The 17106-nt window shown below is 38.9% G+C and carries 17 protein-coding genes and 1 tRNA gene; 9 read left to right on the forward strand and 9 right to left on the reverse strand.

All coding sequences use genetic code 11. The features are described 5' to 3' along the window. The first annotated feature begins 224 nt into the window (after positions 1 to 224). The gene (locus tag HC176_RS03390) at positions 225 to 629 is read left to right on the forward strand and encodes an ankyrin repeat domain-containing protein (RefSeq protein WP_167916784.1); all 405 of its coding nucleotides are present in this window, start codon (positions 225 to 227) and stop codon (positions 627 to 629) included. A 61-nt stretch (positions 630 to 690) separates the two neighbouring features. On the opposite strand, the gene HC176_RS03395 is transcribed toward HC176_RS03390, so the two are convergent. After that, positions 691 to 1458, reverse strand: coding sequence for a M48 family metalloprotease (locus HC176_RS03395; protein WP_167916785.1), 768 nt, complete (start codon positions 1456 to 1458; stop codon positions 691 to 693). 63 nt (positions 1459 to 1521) lie between these two features. Continuing rightward, positions 1522 to 1962, reverse strand: coding sequence for a GNAT family N-acetyltransferase (locus tag HC176_RS03400; RefSeq protein ID WP_167916786.1), 441 nt, complete (start codon positions 1960 to 1962; stop codon positions 1522 to 1524). A gap of 82 nt (positions 1963 to 2044) precedes the next feature. Here HC176_RS03400 and HC176_RS03405 point away from each other — a divergent pair. Beyond that, positions 2045 to 2117, forward strand: a tRNA-Gly gene (locus HC176_RS03405). Between the two features lie 161 nt (positions 2118 to 2278). Here the strand turns inward: HC176_RS03405 and pepE are convergent. Beyond that, a complete protein-coding gene (pepE, locus tag HC176_RS03410) occupies positions 2279 to 2986 on the reverse strand; it encodes a dipeptidase PepE (protein WP_167916787.1) in 708 nt (235 codons plus the stop codon). A 160-nt stretch (positions 2987 to 3146) separates the two neighbouring features. On the opposite strand from pepE, the gene HC176_RS03415 reads away from it, so the two are divergent. From HC176_RS03415 to HC176_RS03440, 6 genes are all read left to right on the forward strand, one after another. Continuing rightward, the gene (locus HC176_RS03415; RefSeq protein ID WP_167916788.1) at positions 3147 to 3947 is read left to right on the forward strand and encodes a carboxypeptidase-like regulatory domain-containing protein; all 801 of its coding nucleotides are present in this window, start codon (positions 3147 to 3149) and stop codon (positions 3945 to 3947) included. Between the two features lie 89 nt (positions 3948 to 4036). Next, entirely contained in the window at positions 4037 to 4831 is a 795-nt protein-coding gene (locus HC176_RS03420; RefSeq protein WP_167916789.1) for a carboxypeptidase-like regulatory domain-containing protein, read from the forward strand. Between the two features lie 52 nt (positions 4832 to 4883). After that, positions 4884 to 5387 (forward strand): DUF6702 family protein, encoded by a 504-nt coding sequence (locus HC176_RS03425; protein WP_167916790.1) that lies wholly within the window; start codon positions 4884 to 4886, stop codon positions 5385 to 5387. Positions 5388 to 5602: 215 nt separating this feature from the next. Next, positions 5603 to 7903: a M1 family metallopeptidase gene (locus HC176_RS03430; protein ID WP_167916791.1), complete on the forward strand. Its 2301-nt coding sequence runs from the start codon at positions 5603 to 5605 to the stop codon at positions 7901 to 7903. 68 nt (positions 7904 to 7971) lie between these two features. After that, positions 7972 to 8259: a twin-arginine translocase TatA/TatE family subunit gene (locus HC176_RS03435; RefSeq protein ID WP_167916792.1), complete on the forward strand. Its 288-nt coding sequence runs from the start codon at positions 7972 to 7974 to the stop codon at positions 8257 to 8259. Between the two features lie 128 nt (positions 8260 to 8387). Beyond that, positions 8388 to 10640, forward strand: coding sequence for an ATP-binding protein (locus HC176_RS03440; RefSeq protein WP_167916793.1), 2253 nt, complete (start codon positions 8388 to 8390; stop codon positions 10638 to 10640). Between the two features lie 184 nt (positions 10641 to 10824). Here HC176_RS03440 and HC176_RS03445 read toward each other — a convergent pair whose 3' ends face one another. The 6 genes from HC176_RS03445 to kynU form a co-directional block, all read right to left on the reverse strand. Next, positions 10825 to 11469, reverse strand: coding sequence for an O-methyltransferase (locus HC176_RS03445; protein WP_167916794.1), 645 nt, complete (start codon positions 11467 to 11469; stop codon positions 10825 to 10827). Beyond that, positions 11469 to 12596, reverse strand: a complete 1128-nt coding sequence (locus HC176_RS03450; protein ID WP_167916795.1) for an amidohydrolase family protein — start codon at positions 12594 to 12596, stop codon at positions 11469 to 11471. The genes HC176_RS03445 and HC176_RS03450 overlap by 1 nt, the downstream gene beginning before the upstream one ends. 38 nt (positions 12597 to 12634) lie before the next feature. Then, entirely contained in the window at positions 12635 to 13171 is a 537-nt protein-coding gene (locus HC176_RS03455; protein WP_167916796.1) for a 3-hydroxyanthranilate 3,4-dioxygenase, read from the reverse strand. Positions 13172 to 13313: 142 nt separating this feature from the next. Continuing rightward, on the reverse strand, positions 13314 to 14096 hold the full coding sequence (locus HC176_RS03460) for an SDR family oxidoreductase (protein WP_167916797.1): 783 nt from the start codon (positions 14094 to 14096) through the stop codon (positions 13314 to 13316). Positions 14097 to 14114: 18 nt separating this feature from the next. Further along, positions 14115 to 15512, reverse strand: a complete 1398-nt coding sequence (locus HC176_RS03465; RefSeq protein WP_167916798.1) for an FAD-dependent oxidoreductase — start codon at positions 15510 to 15512, stop codon at positions 14115 to 14117. Next, a complete protein-coding gene (kynU, locus tag HC176_RS03470; RefSeq protein WP_167916799.1) occupies positions 15505 to 16776 on the reverse strand; it encodes a kynureninase in 1272 nt (423 codons plus the stop codon). The genes HC176_RS03465 and kynU overlap by 8 nt, the downstream gene beginning before the upstream one ends. Before the next feature lie 115 nt (positions 16777 to 16891). Between kynU and HC176_RS03475 the strand changes: the two genes are divergently transcribed. Beyond that, entirely contained in the window at positions 16892 to 16984 is a 93-nt protein-coding gene (locus HC176_RS03475; RefSeq protein ID WP_167916800.1) for a (4Fe-4S)-binding protein, read from the forward strand. Positions 16985 to 17106: the final 122 nt, after the last annotated feature.

The following is a 17106-nucleotide window of genomic DNA, read 5'->3' on the forward strand; positions in this document are numbered from 1 at the left end:
AAGATGCCGCTAAGATAATGAAGTTTGATAAAAGAGTGCGTAAAATGCTTTTAAAAGCTTTGGTTTTTAAAGGGTTTTGCGTTTTTTTCAAAAAGAGGGCTTTCCGTTAATTTTATATTAATTAAACGTTAAAAAATATTTTTTGTGTAACAGTTAGGAAATAAAATCGTCTCTTTAATATATCAAAAAACGTAAATCAATTCATCAAATTAAAATCTTTCATCATGAAAAAAACAGTCATTATTCCAGCCGTTGCGCTGTGCCTATCTGTGGCATTTGCAAATGCAACCCCCAACCATTTTGAAAAAACTTATGAAGTTGAAGCCTATTTTAAGGTGAATTCTTTTTGTGTTTCCATAGCTAAAGGAGATTTAGAAACCGTGCAAAAACTGATTGCCCGAGGTGCCGATGTTAATGCCAAATCGAACGGGATGACCCCCGCAATGTATGCGGCCAAATTTAACCGCACTGAAATTTTAAAACTTTTAATTACCCACGGAGCTGATTTAAAGGCAAAATCTGACAAGAAAATGACAGCCTTAAAATATGCCGAATTGCACGGAGCCATCGATGCAGCAAATATTATTAAAGAGACTTTGGCTGAAGCTAAAGCCAAAAAGAAAAAATAATTTAAGAGTTATTTTGAGTTAGTCACTCTAAAAAGCCCTGTTTGTAAGGGCTTTTTTTAGTTTATTCATTTCTGTATTTTTCGATAGCGTTCTGTATTTTTTCTATACGGTTATCGGGGTCGGGGTGGGTACTTTGGAATTCGGGAACACGGTTTGGTCCTGCGGCGGCTTTTAAAATTTTCATAACGCCAATCATTTCCTGTGGATTGTAGCCAGCTTTTATCATAAATTTAACGCCAAGGTCGTCACTTTCCAATTCATCATCCCGTCCGTTAGTCAATAAGGTGTTCTGGCCAATACTACCAACTAATCCGCCCATATCGGCGCCAACGGCACCTGCAGTGGTGAGTCCTTGCCAATATTCGCTTTCGGCAATACGCTCGGCACTGTGGCGACCCAAAACATGCCCGATTTCATGACCTAAAACGCCAGCCAGTTGGTCTTCGTTTTCCAATTGAGAAAATAGGGCATAGGTGATAAATATTTGTCCGCCAGGAAGGGCAAACGCATTAATCGTGTTGGGGTCGTTGAGTAAATGGAATTCGTACCGATATGGTGTTTCTCTGGCTATACTATTGTTTACCAATTTTTCGCCGACATTGTCAACTAAGGCTTGGTACTGGTTGTTAGGATGCAAACCACCGTGTTGTTCAGCCATTTGTGGTGCGCTTTGCAAACCAATGGCGATTTCATTTTCGGGAGACATCGATATGGTTTGGGTACGGCCAGTGTATGGGTTTACTTCTTGCTGGCTGCAGCGTTTAAAAATAAAAAACAGGGCAATGGCCGCGCCAATTAAAAGTCTGTATTTTAAATTTCCTCCTCTCATGTCTCAATGAAATAATGTAGTTAATAAAACTACAAAATTTTAAATTATAAAAGAATTAAAAACCTATAGGGGTTTATACATTAAGTAATGTATGCCCACGGTTTTTATGTTGTAGGGGTCACCGGTAATTTTATATCCGTTTTTAGTATAGAATGGTGTGGCGGTTTCGCGGGCGTTGCACCAAACCAACTTGGCATGTTTGGTTTTTAGAATGTTTTCGCCATGTTTTATTAGTAATTGCCCTAAGCCTTGTTTTTGGTGGGATTCTACAATAGCCATACCGCGCAGTTGGTATTGTTTTTTTTCGGAAAAAGAAGAACTGTTGTTTTTAAAGAAAGAACATACGCCCAATAATTTTGATTCTGAAAAAATGCCGATATGAAAAGTGGTTTCCAAATTATCACCATCAAAAACACAGCTTTCAATGGGGTGGCCGGCTCTTAAAATTGGGTGCCGTACGCTATGGGTTTCTTCGGAAGGGATTTGTTTGATGTTGAAATTCATCGAATTAGTATTTTGCGAAAAAAAGTTACGTTTTTTTCTTGCAAGATAATTAAGAGTTTGTATATATTTGCATCCGATTATTGCGGGAGTAGCTCAGTTGGTAGAGCGTCAGCCTTCCAAGCTGAATGTCGCCGGTTCGAACCCGGTCTCCCGCTCAAAGAAGCTTCACTGAAAACGGTGGAGCTTTTTTATTGGTTGGATTTTGTAAAAGTATGAAGATGTAGGGGTGAGAAGTTTATGCTTAGCGCAGCCGAAGTGAACCCGGTCTCCCGCTCGAAGAAGTCTCATCCAAACGATGGGACTTTTTTTATGTATTCTATTTTAAATCACTCAAATCGGTTTCGGCATCGACTTCGTACGCAGGTTTGTTGTATTCAAAAATTCGGGCTTTCAGATTTCCTTTCAAAACAATGTTGTTTCCTCTTACTTGCAGCCAACTCCCTTCGCGCAAGCCTATAACGGGTGGTGTGTTGTAGACGTGGAATTCCTTAATTCGCATTTCTCGGGTTTCGCCCATGTGTGTGCTGGAAGTATCGGGATCTAAATAATGGGGGTTGATGTTAAAAGGCACTAATCCTAAAGCGTTAAAACTTGGTGGGTACACAATGGGCATGTCGTTGGTGGTTTTTATGGTGAGTCCGCAAATGTTACTGCCCGCACTGGTGCCCAAATAGGGCGTTCCGCTATTTACAGCCTCTTTCAACGGGGCTATCAGTTCATTTTTATAAAGTTGCTGGGTTAAAACGAAGGTGTTTCCGCCGCCCGCAAAAATAGCTTTTGCGTTTTTAACGGCTTCAACGGGATTGCTGAATTCATGGATGCCCCTAATGGTTTTATTGATTTTTGAAAACCCATCTTTTGCAATTTTGGTGTAATCATCGTGCGAAATGCCGCCCGGCCTGGCATGCGGGATAAAAAGGATGTTATTGGCATTTTTAAAAAACGTTTCCAGTTCGCTTAAAATATATTCCAAATAGCCGCTGCCGTGAACAGTTGAGGTGCTTGCGATGATAATGTTTTTCATGGGTTAAATTTTCAAAATTAATTTTGGGCTGTGTGTAGTCTTGTTTTTTGTGAGTCCTAATAAAAGGGCTAAAACTAGTTAAAATTTAAGTTTTGTTCATATTTTGAAGTCTTATTCTTTACAAAATGAAAATAAAATGGTATTTTCAAAAATAAAAAACATGAACAGAATCATCTTCTTTTTGGCAATTTTAATTTCAGTGTCTGCGGTTTCGCAAAATATTATTCGGGTTTCTGTTTCCGGAAAAATTATTGTTGAAGACAGCGATTTAACAGGTATTACTGTTTTTAATGCTTCGTCGAACATGGGAACTGTGACCGATAAAAATGGCGAGTTTACCATAAAAGTGGCTCTAAACGATGTTATTGAAGTGAGTGCCCTGCAATATCAAAACATCAGTTTTAAAATTAATGAAGATATTTTGGAATCGAGAAAAATGAAACTGTTCTTGATTGAAGAAATCAATAAATTGGAGGAGGTTGTGGTGGTTACCCAAGGGTTAACGGGCAATTTGGATACCGATATGGAGCGTTCAAAACCTTTTAAGCCCAAATTGGACGCCTTGTATTTTGGTGTAAAAAATAGCGGTGAATTTGAGTTTGATAAAGATTATAAAACAGAAGCCGAGAATGTGGCCATGAATACCGAGGGCATTGCGGTGGTAAATGGGTTGAATGTGGTTAACGTGGTAGATCAGTTGTTGTTGCCGTTGTTTCGTTCCAAAGTATCGGAAAAGAAAAAAGTTAAGGTGCCAGAAGTACCTATTGAATCGATAAAATACTATTTCGGAGCCGAATTTTTGGTCGATAATTTTAATATTCCAGAACATCGCGTAGAGGATTTTATCCAGTACGTGCAAGCCGATGATTTCGATTTTTCACTGCTCAATTACGGTCGTGAAATGGAGTTTTTAGAGCTATTGAACCAAAAAAGCAAAGCATTTTTAAAATTGAAAAGCTAAATTTGGAAGGTATCTTTAACAAAAGATTAAAGCGGATTTGTATTTTTTTAAGATTTCAAAAGCGTTCTTTACGGTTTAATTAACTTCGTTTGAAACGCCTATCTGTTTTTTTGCTTTTTAATGTGCTGCCGTTTGCTTTGTATGGCCAGTCCATCGAGTTGTCTGGCAGGGTATCTGGCGCCACCGATGTTGAAAATATTCACGTTATAAACAAAACCCAACAGCTTTTTACTATTACCGATAAAAACGGCCGCTTTAATATTTTGGCCAAATTGAATGATACGCTTGCGTTTTCGTCCATTCAGCACCAACCTAAAGAGGTGGTTGTTTCGGGCAATATCATAAAAGAAAAAGTGATGTTCGTGTTTTTGGAAGAACAAATTAACAAACTGGACGAGGTGGTTGTTGGTAAAGTGTTAACTGGCAATTTAATGTCTGATATTGAAAATATCGACGGCAACCGACCCATTAATTTTTTCGACGTAGGTATTCCAGGTTATACCGGAAAGCCGGCTACCCAAAGCGAACGGCGTTTGGCTCAAGCAGGAGAGTTTAAACCAATCATGTTGTTAGGGTTGCTTGGAGGGTCAATGCCTTTGGATCCACTTATTAATACCATTTCGGGCCGTACCAAAATGCTTAAAAATAGGGTGGAACTTGAAGAACGGGAAGCTTTAATGCAGCGTGTAAAATCCAGATTGGCTAAAGATTTCTTTCTTTCCAATCCTTTGGATGATGATTTAAAAATGGACTTCTTCTATTTTTGTGCCGACGATGAACATTTTATTAAGTACTGTAAAAACAAAACCGATTTCGAAATACTTATTTTTCTAAGGAAAAAGTATAGGCAGTACAAAGAAAACCTAAGCACAAACAAAAAATAAATGCTGTTTGGAATACTTTTTGAAAACGTTACATTAGCATAAATATTTAAGAATGAAACCTGTAAAAATACTACTACTAGCGTGTGCGCTGTCCTTTTTTTCTTTTTCGGCAGTGCACAAATATTATATCAGCCTAACGCAGATTGAATACTTGACCAATAAAAAATCGGTCCAAATTATTTCAAGGTTGTTTGTTGACGACTTTGAGAATGCCCTGCGCTCACGCTATAATGATAATATTACTTTTGGTGACCACCAAGAAGCAGAAAAGATAGATGAATATATTGAGCGCTACATAAATGACAAACTGACCATTAAAATAAACGGAACAAAAGCCAATTTTACATACATCGGGAAAGAAAGTGATGTCGCTATTATAAAATGTTACCTGGAAATTGAAGGGGTAGAGCGTATCGATTCGTTTGAGGTTACCAATAAATTATTGTTCGATTTAATTGAAGAACAGCAAAATATTGTAAAAACAAAAATAAACTCCAATCAAAAAAGTGTTATTCTTATTCCACAAAAGGACACCGCAGTGTTAAAATTTAATTAAAAACAATTTTCTTGTTTGAATATTTTTTTAATTTTAGGTACTTTTTGTAAGAATATTTTAATTGAAATTGCTTAAATCAGCTTTTTTTTCATAACGCTTTACACTTTAAATGAACCTGATTAGATTGAAAATAGTTTTAAAAACACCCCTTAAAGGGCGTTATTGTTTCTGTCTTTAAGGTTCTTGCCATCATTAAAAACAATAAAATTTCACATATGAAAAAGTTTTCCTATTTCTGTCTGTCAATTCTATTAATGTCTTTTGCAATACAGGCGCAAGAGCAATCGGCAGCTAAAAAAGGGCATACCAACACCAATAAATTTAAACAGTTGTATGACGAGTTTTCTACACCCAATATGTTTAGATCGGCTTCTGGTGCGCCTGGGCCAGCCTATTATCAACAACAGGCAGACTATGAAATGGATATTGTTTTGGACGATAAAAATGCTAAGCTTTCCGGGTTTGAAACCATTACTTATACCAATAATTCGCCCGATGAATTAAAATATTTATGGGTGCAATTAGATCAGAACAAAAGAGCAAAAGATTCTAAGTCTCCTTTAATAGAAACAAGCGGTGTAGCACCGGTTATGCTTCCAAATGCATTTGCAAAAGAGTATATGCAACAGCCATTAGAACGTGGTTTCAATATTTTGGAAGTTAAGGATGAAAGTGGAAATCCGCTACAGCACATGATAAATAGAACCATGATGCGTGTGGAATTGCCAAAGCCAATGAAAACTGGGGATAAATTTTCGTTCACAATAAAATGGTGGTATAATATCAACGACCACGTTGTTGAGGGTGGCCGTTCGGGCTATGAGTATTTCGAAAAAGACAGAAACAGAGCTTATGTTATTGCGCAGTTTTTTCCAAGAATGGCGGTTTACAACGATGTTGAGGGGTGGCAAAATAGCCAGTTTTGGGGGCGCGATGAGTTTGCCTTGCCATTTGGTGATTATGAAGTAAATATTACCGTTCCTGCCGATCATATTTTAGATGGTACTGGTGTGCTTACCAACAGAAAAGAAGTGTATAGCAAAACGATGATGGATCGATATGAAGCAGCAAAAAAATCATTCGATAAGCCCATTTTAATTGTAACACAATCTGAAGCCGAGGCGGTGGAAAAAGGGTTTTCTGAAGAAACTAAAACATGGAAATTAAAAGCCGAAAATGTTAGGGATTTCGGTTTTGCTACTTCAAGAAAATTCATTTTGGATATGATGGCCGTAAAAGTTGGCGGTAAAGATGTTATGGCGGTTTCTATGTATCCAAAAGAAGGTAATCCACTTTGGGAAGAATGGTCAACCCGCGCAGTAGCTAGCACCTTGGAGTCATATTCGAGAATGACTTTCGATTATCCCTACCATAAGGCCATTTCGGTACACGCCAAACAACAAGGTATGGAATACCCAATGATTTGCTGGAACTATGGTCGACCAAAAGAAGATGGTACGTATAGCGATCGTGTTAAGTACGGTATGATGGGTGTAATTATCCACGAAGTGGGACATAACTTTTTCCCAATGATTGTGAACAGCGACGAGCGCCAATGGACGTGGATGGACGAAGGTTTAAATACTTTTGTGCAGTACGTGGCAGAACAGGATTTCGGTGAAAAGTATCCTGCGGCACTTTCGCCCGAGGATAAACATTTCCCTTCAGATCGTGGGCCTGCAAAAATGATTGTGCCTTACATGGGCGGCAATCAAGATTTTATTGCACCTATAATGACCAAAGGGCTCAATACCTATCAATTTGGAAATAATGCCTACGGAAAACCAGCTACAGCATTAAATATTTTAAGAGAAACCGTTATGGGGCGCGAGCTGTTCGACTATGCGTTTAAAGAATACGCCAACCGTTGGAAATTTAAACACCCAACACCAGAAGATTTCTTCAGAACCATGGAAGACGCTTCAGCTTTCGATTTAGATTGGTTTTGGAGAGGTTGGTTCTACACTACCGATTGGGTGGATATAGCGATTAAAGACGTAAAAAAATATTATGTTTCAGATGAGCCCAATGCTTATATGAGAGATATTATGAAAGAAAGGGGAATTAAGAAAAAACAACTTAAACCTTTAGTGTATTTGGTTGAAGAAGACAGTGAAGATTTTAAAGCGAGCATGAAAAAGAAGTCACTTTTAGAGAATTCAAAGCCGTTGCAAGAGTATCTTATGGACAACTTTTCGCCAGAAGAACGCAAAAGTATAAAAGAGCCAAAATACTTTTATAATGTTACTTTTGAAAAACTGGGTGGTTTGGTGATGCCAATTATAGTTAAGTATAACTACAGTGATGGCACTTCAAAGGAAGAGACCTACCCTGCACAAATATGGAGGCTTAATGATAACGAAGTAAGCAAGGCCATCGCTTCCGATAAAGAAATTGTAAGCATAGAAATAGACCCGGACGAAGAAACGGCCGATATTGATACTTCAAATAACCACTGGCCAAGAAAAGCGCAGGAAACCGAATTTGATCGGTTTAAAGAAAATAACAAAGGGTAAACATTGAAAGTCGATTTTTTTAAATCGACTTTTTTTATTCTCACAAAACTACTTAGTATATTTGCATTGTGATACAGCAAGCTACATTTTTATTTATTAGTGGTGCAGAAATAGCTTTTATACTATTTATTGCCATTATGGTTTTTGGTGCCGATAAACTCCCGGAAATAGCGCGTGGCCTTGGTAAAGGCATGCGTACCTTGAAGGATGCCACTAATGATATAAAACACGAAATAACCAAAACGGCCGAAAAAAACGGTATCGATACAAGCGTAACCAAAGATGTGAAAAAACAGCTAGATCAGGTGAAAGATGATTTAGAGGATTTTACTGGTTCGGTTAAACGAAAGTTTTAGCCGTTGGTCTTTTCGTCGATGTGCATTTCATCTATTAGTCAACTTCTTCTTGCATTTTAACGAAATTATAGTCCCGCTTTTGTATTAAAAAAATATTTTAGGAGTCCCAAACTCTACAAACAAACAACATGAAAACTAACCTATTAATCTGTTTTCTATCTTTCGCCATTTTGGCCTTCGGAAAAGAGGAACGTGAAATTATCAAACATATTGATGATATCAACGCCTCGGCCATTCAATACTACAATGAAAATAATCTGGTAAAATCGTATGAAGGCTTTGTAAAAGCCAGGACCTTGTCAGACTCTATTCAAGACCACTACGGTTATGCGGTGGCCAGTTTTAATCTTGGTAATATTTACAGTTTGGTTGAAAACTACCAAACCGCCGAAGAAAGTTATCTGTTAGCCATACAATCGCTCAACGAACTGAATGATAATGTTCTTATGGCTGAAGTGTACCATCACTTGGCTAAAATATACAAGGATAAAAAAGAGTACGATACAGCGATTCCGTATTTTGAAAAAGCTTTGGGTTTTGCTTTACAGGAAAATAATTTTGTTCAGGCCGATAAAGCTAAAATAAATGGATTGGTATTCAACATTCGATTGAATCTGTGCGAACTTTATATCGATAGGAATAGCTTAAACCTTGCTTTAATGGGACTTTTAAATGTAAAAGACTATTTAGAGGTTGAAAGTTTAGATCCTAGTTCGCAGGCTTATTTTAATTATGTGAACGGCTTGTACAATGCCCGAAAAGAGTTGTTCAATCAAGCGCAAAGTAATTTTAATAAAGCCATTAGTTTGTTGGATGATAACAATGAAGACCATTTAGGTCTGCTGAGTAACGTATACATGCAGCAGTCTATAGCGCAGGCAAAATCGGGTAATAGCACACAAGCTTACCTCTCTTTATTAGATCACAACAAGATTAAAGAGAAGTTTTTAAGTCGAAAGGAGCAGCAACAAGATGCAATCACCAAAGCGAGACTTCAAATAGAAGAATATAAAAACAATGCTTCTTTGGCCAATATGGAGCGTTTACAGCAACTCGAAATAACCAATAAGGTAAAAAAGATAAACGTAATCATCATGATTGCGACGGTAATGTTGCTTATCTTTTTAATAATTATTTACATAGGTTATGTGTCTAAAAGAAAGTTAACGCAAACCCTAAAAATTAAAAATACCGAGCTGGAAGCGGCCAAAAACGAAGCCTTGAAAAGCTCTGAGTTAAAAACCAAATTTATCTCGAATGTTACACACGAGTTGCGCACACCGCTTTACGGGGTTGTGGGCATAACTTCGCTGTTGTTGGATAATAGCAACCTGAACAATCGCGATCGTAAATACTTGAAATCTTTAAAGTATTCAGGAGATTATCTGTTAAACTTGATTAACGATATTCTGCAAGTAGGGAAAATGGAGTCTAATAAAGTAGAGCTTCAAAACGTGTCGGTCGATTTAAAAAGCATGCTCGAAGATATATCGAATTCGTTCGATTACAGATTGGTCGAAACCAACAATAAAATCAAGGTGTTTGTTGATGAGCACGTGCCAGAGCGTATTATGTGCGATAACGTTAGGTTATCTCAAATTTTAATAAATTTAATAGGCAACAGTATAAAGTTTACCAGTAATGGTGTTATTAATTTGAGGGTGAGTTTAACGAGTTTGGACGACGAAAAGGTGGGACTTCGATTTGAAATTGAAGATAACGGAATAGGTATTCCGAAGGATAAATTCGATGCCATTTTCGAAACGTTTTCACAGTTAAAAGACAGTAACGTGAATTATCAAGGTACGGGGCTTGGGCTTTCCATTACTAAAAATCTAATCACCTTGTTCAACAGTAAAATTGATTTGAAGAGCAAAGAAGGTGTAGGAACAACTTTTAGTTTTGAAGTAGATTTTGATATTGACAAGAGCAAAGCTATCGAAGAAAAAGAAGCGCTCGATAATAAAATTGAAAAGCCAAAAGAAAAGTATGAAATTCTAGTGGCCGAAGACAATAAAATTAACCAAGTGGTTACCAAAAACCTTCTGGAAAAGCAAGGCTACGGATGTACCATTGTTAAAAATGGAAAAGAGGCTTTTGAGGCAGTTAGCCGAAAAAAATACGATTTGGTTTTAATGGACATCAACATGCCTATTATGAATGGAAATGAAGCTACCGAAGCCATTCGGGAGTTTAACAAAACCATACCCATTATCGCTTTAACCGCTGCCGATCTTGAGGAAATTAAACAAATGTATGCGAGCATTGGCTATAATGACGTGGTTATAAAACCATTCGATAATTACGAGTTTTTCCAAGTCATCAGTACTCACATTCAAAATAGCAGACGCGGTAATCTGAAACTGATAAAAGCGTCTTAAAGGGTTTAAGCTTCACTTTTGGTCATGCTGTCCCGAAAACTTTCGGAATCGATTCAGCATCTCATGTTGTTTGTAAATTACTCTTTGATGAAAGATAACTGATATTTGTTAAAAGCAGTGTCAGGTTGAGCGGAGTCGAAACCCTTTTAAGGAACAAGCAACACTATGTCTAATTCGGTTTAAGCTAAACCTTCCGGCTAATGGTTAGCCCATCACGAATGGGTAAAACAACGGTTTCTACCCTAGGATCGTCTTTTAAAAGTTTATTGTATTCAATAAGCGCCGGAGTAGAGGTGTCATCTTTTTTAAACGTGGTATTTAAAACTTTGCCACTCCACAGTACATTGTCCGATAAAATAACCCCACCGGTATTTAGTTTGTCCATAATCACTTCAAAATAGTTAGAGTAGTTTTCTTTATCGGCATCAATAAATACCAAATCGTAGGTTTTATCTAGTTTTGGGATAATGTCGAGTGCATTGCCTAAATGCTGCACAATTTGTTTTCCGTAGCCCGATTGATCAAAGTATTTTCTTTGGAAATCGAACAGCTCTTCGTTAATGTCAATCGTATCTAAAATACCGTCTTTTTGTATGCCCTCGGCCAAGCACAGTGCAGAATAGCCTGTGTACGTGCCAATTTCCAAAATGTTTTTGGGGTTGATTAATTTTGAAATCAAACTTAAAAACCGACCTTGGTAATGCCCACTGAGCATACGGGGTTGCAAGATTTTTTGATAGGTTTCTCGATTTAATTGTTGCAGTAATTCTGGTTCGCTTTCAGAATGGGTTTCAACGTAATTATCAATATCCTCTGGTATAAAATGCATTAGCTTAAAATTCTATTTAACAACTTTTCTTTTGCCGTTTGGTCTTCTCCACACAGCCATTGTATCACATTATCCTCCCACATGGCATCGTGGTCGGCTTGGGTGATAATATTCCGTTCTTTGGCCAAATCTAAAATTTTTCCGGGATAGGAGGATTGTTTGGTACTTTCCATTTCTCCCAGTGGATAAGGGTCGTCTAGACCCATAAGCACTTGTTTGGCACCGTGGTTTTTAATCAATAATTCCAAGCCTCCAGTATCGTGTACCAAGGTGTCGAAAAAAATATTTTTATGGCCAACGGCTTTTCGGGGATGGTGTTTGCCTTCAAATAGATCAGGACGGCCATCAAAACCTTGTATACGTCGCCCTAAATTGATTTGTGCCAATTGACCGCCATGGGCAAAACACGTGCGCATATTGGGGTATTTTTCCTGATAGCCGTTTAAGGTTAAAAAATGATAGGCATCACCGCATTGGGCGAGCATCCAAATTAAATGGAAACGCCATGCGGTATTTTCTAGTTTAATGAACTTTTCACCGTCATAGGGATGGATTTCAACAGCGAGGTTGTAGTGGTTTGCGAGTTCAAAAATCGGTTCGTTTTCCTCATCAAAAATACAGCGCCAAGTGCCAATGGTATCCATATAATGCGTGGGTAAACATAACAACTGCATGCCATGCTCTTCAACACAGCGCTCAATTTCCCAACAGGCACTGCGCACAAAACCTGGGTGCACTACAAAACCGCAAGTAAATTTACTCGGGTGGTCGTGCTGTATACGGGCATTAAAATCGTTTTGAAACCGTAATGCTTTTTTCATTTCCTCTACACGCAAACCGTTACCGTAAAGTTGAGACAGGTTTAAAACCACCGCATGGTCGATGTTGTAACGCGACATCCAATCCAGTTTTTCGTGCAAAAAGAAACTCGAATCGGTTACGGGGCGGCTCCAATCTTTTTGTAACATGAACTTACGGTCTTTGTCCACCCAAAAAATACCTTTTTCACGCATGTACTCTGGTATTTCCTCGGGATAGGGCAACAAGTGCGAATGACCGTTTATGCGGAGTTTGCGAGCTCCATTTAAATTCCCCGACGGGGAAGGGTTTTTTGCGTTATTCGTCATAGTTACAGTTTTTTCCTTGTGGAAAAATTAATTAGGCATTATTCCTCTAGTTGAACCTTTTTTGGCGGTTGCATCACCTTTCCACAATTGGGGCAACTGCGTTTGCTTTTGTCCTTGTAATAATTATCGAAAATTTTAGGCATATCGGTTTCAATATTTTCCAAGGTAAAATCTTCTTCATAAAGTTTGGTGGTGCAGTTTTCGCAAAACCAAACTAGGGCATCCTTGGTGCCTTTGGGGCGCTTGTATTCAATAACCAGACCAACCGTGTTAGCGCCCCGCTGAGGTGAGTGCGGAACTTTGGGCGGTAGCAAATAAATATCGCCCTCTTTAATATGCACGTCTTTTGGGGTGCCATTGTCAATAATTTTCAAAATAATATCGCCTTCCACCTGATAAAAAAATTCGGGTGTTTCATTGTAATGGTAATCCTTTCTGCTATTGGGCCCACCAACCACCATCACGATAAAATCGGCATCTTTCCAAACCACTTTATTACCCACCGGTGGTTTTAAAAGGTGCCTGTTTTCTTCAATCCAAGCTTTAAAATTTATAGGAGATGTTAATTGGCTCATTTCATTGCTTTTTTGGGCGTGTCCCTATCGGGTCGGGCTTTACGCGCTACATGGTAGCTTGCTTCAATCCCTCACGCGTGTTTATGTTTATAAAATTAAGTATAAAACTATAAAAGATAAAGCCTTTGTTGTTAATGTTGCGTTACAGCGATTTGGTTCTGCCGCCATCAACCGGAATGTTAATGCCGTTAATGTAGGCAGCAGCTTCACTAGCTAAAAAAGCAACAGCACTGGCGGTTTCCTCTGGTTGGGCAAAGCGTTTCGCAGGTGTGTAGTTTTTCATTATTTCGGTCATTTCTTCCTCGGTTTTACCTTCGTTGTTGGCTTTTATTTTAATAATTTCGCTAAGCCTTTCGGTGTCGGTAAAACCAGGCAATACATTGTTTACGGTTATGCCGAAGGCACCAAGCTCGTCAGCCAAGGTTTTGCTCCAATTGCCCACGGCACCACGAATGGTGTTGCTAACGCCCAACCCTGGTATTGGTTCTTTAACCGAGGTTGAAATAATATTCACGATTCTGCCAAATCCTTGTTCTTTCATAAACGGAACGGTGGCTTGAGCCAATACGTGGTTACATTTAATATGCATGGTAAAGGCTTTGTCGAATTCATCTAAACTGGCCGTTAAAATTTCGCCGCTTCTGTGGCCGCCCGTATTATTGACAAGAATATGAAAGCCATGGTTTTTTTCAATAAACTTAATCACTTGCTCCTGTAGTTCTCTCGGATTTGTAAAATCAGCCACGATATAGCTGTGGTTTCTGTGTTGGGGCAATTCGGAGAGAACTTCTTTTAATTTTTCTCTGTTTCTGGCTACTAGGGTAACGTTAACTCCCTCGTTGGCCAGTGCTATGGCTGTAGCTTTTCCTATGCCTTGGGTACTGCCGCAAACTAAGGCGTTTTTGTTGTTTATTTTTAGGTCCATTATTTGGGTTTTATAGGGTTATTTCAATCCAGCAATTCTATCGTCTTCTAAAATGGCTTCGGTTTCTTTTTTTATTTTTTCTAGGTTTGATTTTAAGTCGCCACTAATATCAATTTTTTTGTCCGTTAATAGGTTTAAAATTGCCTTGTCTTGTGCGCGACCTGTAATCATAGCTTCGCGGTAGCCTATATTTTCATTGAAAGTCACCATGGAATATTTTGAGGCATATTCATCGGGGAACTCTTTTTCCAGAGCCATTTCCAACTTACGTTTTTCTTGAAAAATAGGGTTGGCCACGTGGTCTTTCATTTCGTGGAAATTATCAATGGCCAAATCGGCAATGGCATCGGTATCTCTTTTTCTGTTCTTTTCAAAGGTTTTAAAAATGGTTTCCCAATCATTATAACCTTGATCCAAAACTTTATCGAATTCGGTAACATCCTCAAACGACGCGTTCATGCCTTGGCCGTAAAAGGGTACGATAGCGTGGGCCGCGTCGCCCATTAATAGGGTGTTTCCTTTGTAATGCCACGGTGAACATTTTATGGTGCCGAGCGGCGATGTAGGGTTTGTAAAAAAATCGTCCAAAAGATTGGGCATAATGGACAAGGCATCGGGAAATTCTTTTTGGAAAAATTCCAAAACTCGGTTTTCGGTGTTGAGGTTGTTGAAATTGTACTCGCCCTCATCGTAACTTAAAAATAGGGTGACGGTAAAACTGCCATCCAAATTGGGTAAGGCAATGAGCATAAAATCGCCTCGAGGCCAAATATGGAGGGCATTTTTATACGTTTTGTAATCGCCATTTTCTTTAGGTAAAATAGCCAATTCTTTATAGCCGTGCGATAGCCAATCCTGTGAAAAACTGAACAGGAATTTTTTGCCTAAATAATAACTCTTTCTAAGTGCCGAACCCGCACCATCTGCGGCGATAATAACATCGGCATCCTCCACAAACTCTTTTTTCGATGTGTAATCTTTAAAGAGGGCGGTGGTGTTTTCAAAATCGACCGACAAACATTTGCTATTGAAAAATACCTTGACGTTTTCATGTTTTTCGGCTTCATCCAAAAGCAGGGTGTTGAGCCCCCCACGGGAAATAGAATTGATATATTCGTGCTCTCTGCCGCTATAGTTTGAAAGAAAAGTGTTGCCGTGCGTGTCGTGAATCATACGTCCGTTCATTGGTATGCAGAGTGCTTTTACTTTTTTTTCCAGACCCACCAATTTCATAGCTTTTTGACCACGATTTGAAAATGCCAAATTAATAGAGCGCCCAGAGCTAATATCTACTTTTCGTAAATCGGGTCGTTTCTCGTAAACCGAAACGTTGTAGCCACGTTGACCTAAACGTAGGGCTAAAAGACTTCCGCAAAGGCCGGCACCGATAATGAGTATGTTTTGTTGATTATTCATTTAAAATGGTCTTTAACTTTTCAGCTAAACGATACACATCCTCAAACGAATTGTAAAATGGCGTGGGGGCGCACCGAATCACATCAGGTTCGCGCCAATCACTAATCACACCGGCTTGGGTTAATTTGTCGTGCAACGATTTGTCGGCATTTTTAACCTGGATGGACAATTGGCAGCCGCGTTCGTTGGGATTTTCTGGGGTTATGATTCTAATAGTGTCTTCGCCCAATTGTTTTAATAAAAACTCGAAATAGCCTGTTAGTTTTTTCGATTTTTCGGTGAGCTGTTCTATGCCTACTTCGCTAAACATATCCAGCGAAGCTTTAATAGCTGCCATCGATAAAATAGGCGGGTTACTGAGCTGCCAGCCTTCTGCACCTGGTAGTTGGTCAAACTCGTTACGCATATTAAAACGGGTTGCTTTGTTGTGGCTCCACCAGCCCGTAAACCGGTTGAGGTTTTTATTATGGGCATGCCGTTCGTGTACAAAACAGCCCGCCAAACTACCTGGCCCCGAGTTTAAATATTTGTAAGTGCACCAAACAGCAAAATCGGCACCTGAATCATGCAAATTCAGTTGAACGTTGCCGGCTCCATGGGCACAGTCAAAGCCTACTTTGCAGCCATATTCGTGCCCCAGTTGGGTAATGCGTTTTAAATCGAAATATTGCCCGGTGTAATAGTTAACACCGCCAATCATAATCAGTGCGATTTCTTGACCTTGTTCCTGGAGAATGGTTTGTAAATCTTCATAATTCAAAAGTTCTTCACCTTTTCGGGGCTTCCATAGAACCAGTCCGTCTTTATCGTCAAAACCGTGATGGCGTAATTGTGATTCCACTGCGTATTTATCCGAAGGAAACGCATCGCTTTCAATTAGTATTTTATAACGGGTTTTGGTAGGTTGGTAAAACGATACCATCATAAAATGGAGGTTGGCGGTAAGGGTATTCATCACCACCACTTCAATAGGTTTGGCACCCACTACATTTGCCATGCTTTTGGTTAGAAATTCGTGGTAAGGCAACCAAGGATTTTTAGCTTCAAAATGACCTTCAACACCCAATTGGGCCCAATCGTCAAGCTCTTGGTTTACATAGGCTTTAGTGTTTTTAGGCTGAAGTCCCAAAGAATTGCCCGTCATATAAATACAATCGCTTCCGTCCTGGTTTTTCGGAATGTGGAATTGATTTCGGTAAGCTTTCAGTTTGTCGTTTCGGTCTTGTTCTAAGGCAAAATCAAGACCCGTTTTATAATGGAACAAGGTATTTTTCTTTTTGGGTTTTTAACAAAAATAAGCATTCTAAACTTACAAATGGCTAAGGTGAAAACAAGAATATTGTCCCGAATTTTTCGTATCTTTAGTAAAAACACGTACTATGACTGGGATTAAGGAATATACCAACGGCGAGGTGACCATTGTTTGGAACCCCGAGGCCTGCATACATTCGGGTATTTGTGTGAAAGTGTAGCCTTACCCAATTTAAGACACAGCTAAATTCAATAAATTTTCATTAATATCATTCGATTCGGGGAAGAATTCTTCCCCGAATCGAGGTTTATATTCCCTGGGTGATTTATTGCCCAGGGATTG

It is taken from the genome of Tamlana crocina, from assembly GCF_012037625.1.

What these genes read in the sequence shown, in the direction of transcription:
- HC176_RS03450 (WP_167916795.1), bottom strand. Translation starts at nt 12,596, where the DNA reads ATGACGAATAACGCAAAAAACCCTTCCCCGTCGGGGAATTTAAATGGA.
- HC176_RS03425 (WP_167916790.1), top strand. Translation starts at nt 4,884, where the DNA reads ATGAAACCTGTAAAAATACTACTACTAGCGTGTGCGCTGTCCTTTTTT.
- HC176_RS03395 (WP_167916785.1), bottom strand. Translation starts at nt 1,458, where the DNA reads ATGAGAGGAGGAAATTTAAAATACAGACTTTTAATTGGCGCGGCCATT.
- HC176_RS03430 (WP_167916791.1), top strand. Translation starts at nt 5,603, where the DNA reads ATGAAAAAGTTTTCCTATTTCTGTCTGTCAATTCTATTAATGTCTTTT.
- HC176_RS03415 (WP_167916788.1), top strand. Translation starts at nt 3,147, where the DNA reads ATGAACAGAATCATCTTCTTTTTGGCAATTTTAATTTCAGTGTCTGCG.
- HC176_RS03460 (WP_167916797.1), bottom strand. Translation starts at nt 14,096, where the DNA reads ATGGACCTAAAAATAAACAACAAAAACGCCTTAGTTTGCGGCAGTACC.
- HC176_RS03400 (WP_167916786.1), bottom strand. Translation starts at nt 1,962, where the DNA reads ATGAATTTCAACATCAAACAAATCCCTTCCGAAGAAACCCATAGCGTA.
- HC176_RS03440 (WP_167916793.1), top strand. Translation starts at nt 8,388, where the DNA reads ATGAAAACTAACCTATTAATCTGTTTTCTATCTTTCGCCATTTTGGCC.
- HC176_RS03465 (WP_167916798.1), bottom strand. Translation starts at nt 15,512, where the DNA reads ATGAATAATCAACAAAACATACTCATTATCGGTGCCGGCCTTTGCGGA.
- HC176_RS03390 (WP_167916784.1), top strand. Translation starts at nt 225, where the DNA reads ATGAAAAAAACAGTCATTATTCCAGCCGTTGCGCTGTGCCTATCTGTG.
- HC176_RS03455 (WP_167916796.1), bottom strand. Translation starts at nt 13,171, where the DNA reads ATGAGCCAATTAACATCTCCTATAAATTTTAAAGCTTGGATTGAAGAA.
- HC176_RS03475 (WP_167916800.1), top strand. Translation starts at nt 16,892, where the DNA reads ATGACTGGGATTAAGGAATATACCAACGGCGAGGTGACCATTGTTTGG.
- pepE (WP_167916787.1), bottom strand. Translation starts at nt 2,986, where the DNA reads ATGAAAAACATTATCATCGCAAGCACCTCAACTGTTCACGGCAGCGGC.
- HC176_RS03445 (WP_167916794.1), bottom strand. Translation starts at nt 11,469, where the DNA reads ATGCATTTTATACCAGAGGATATTGATAATTACGTTGAAACCCATTCT.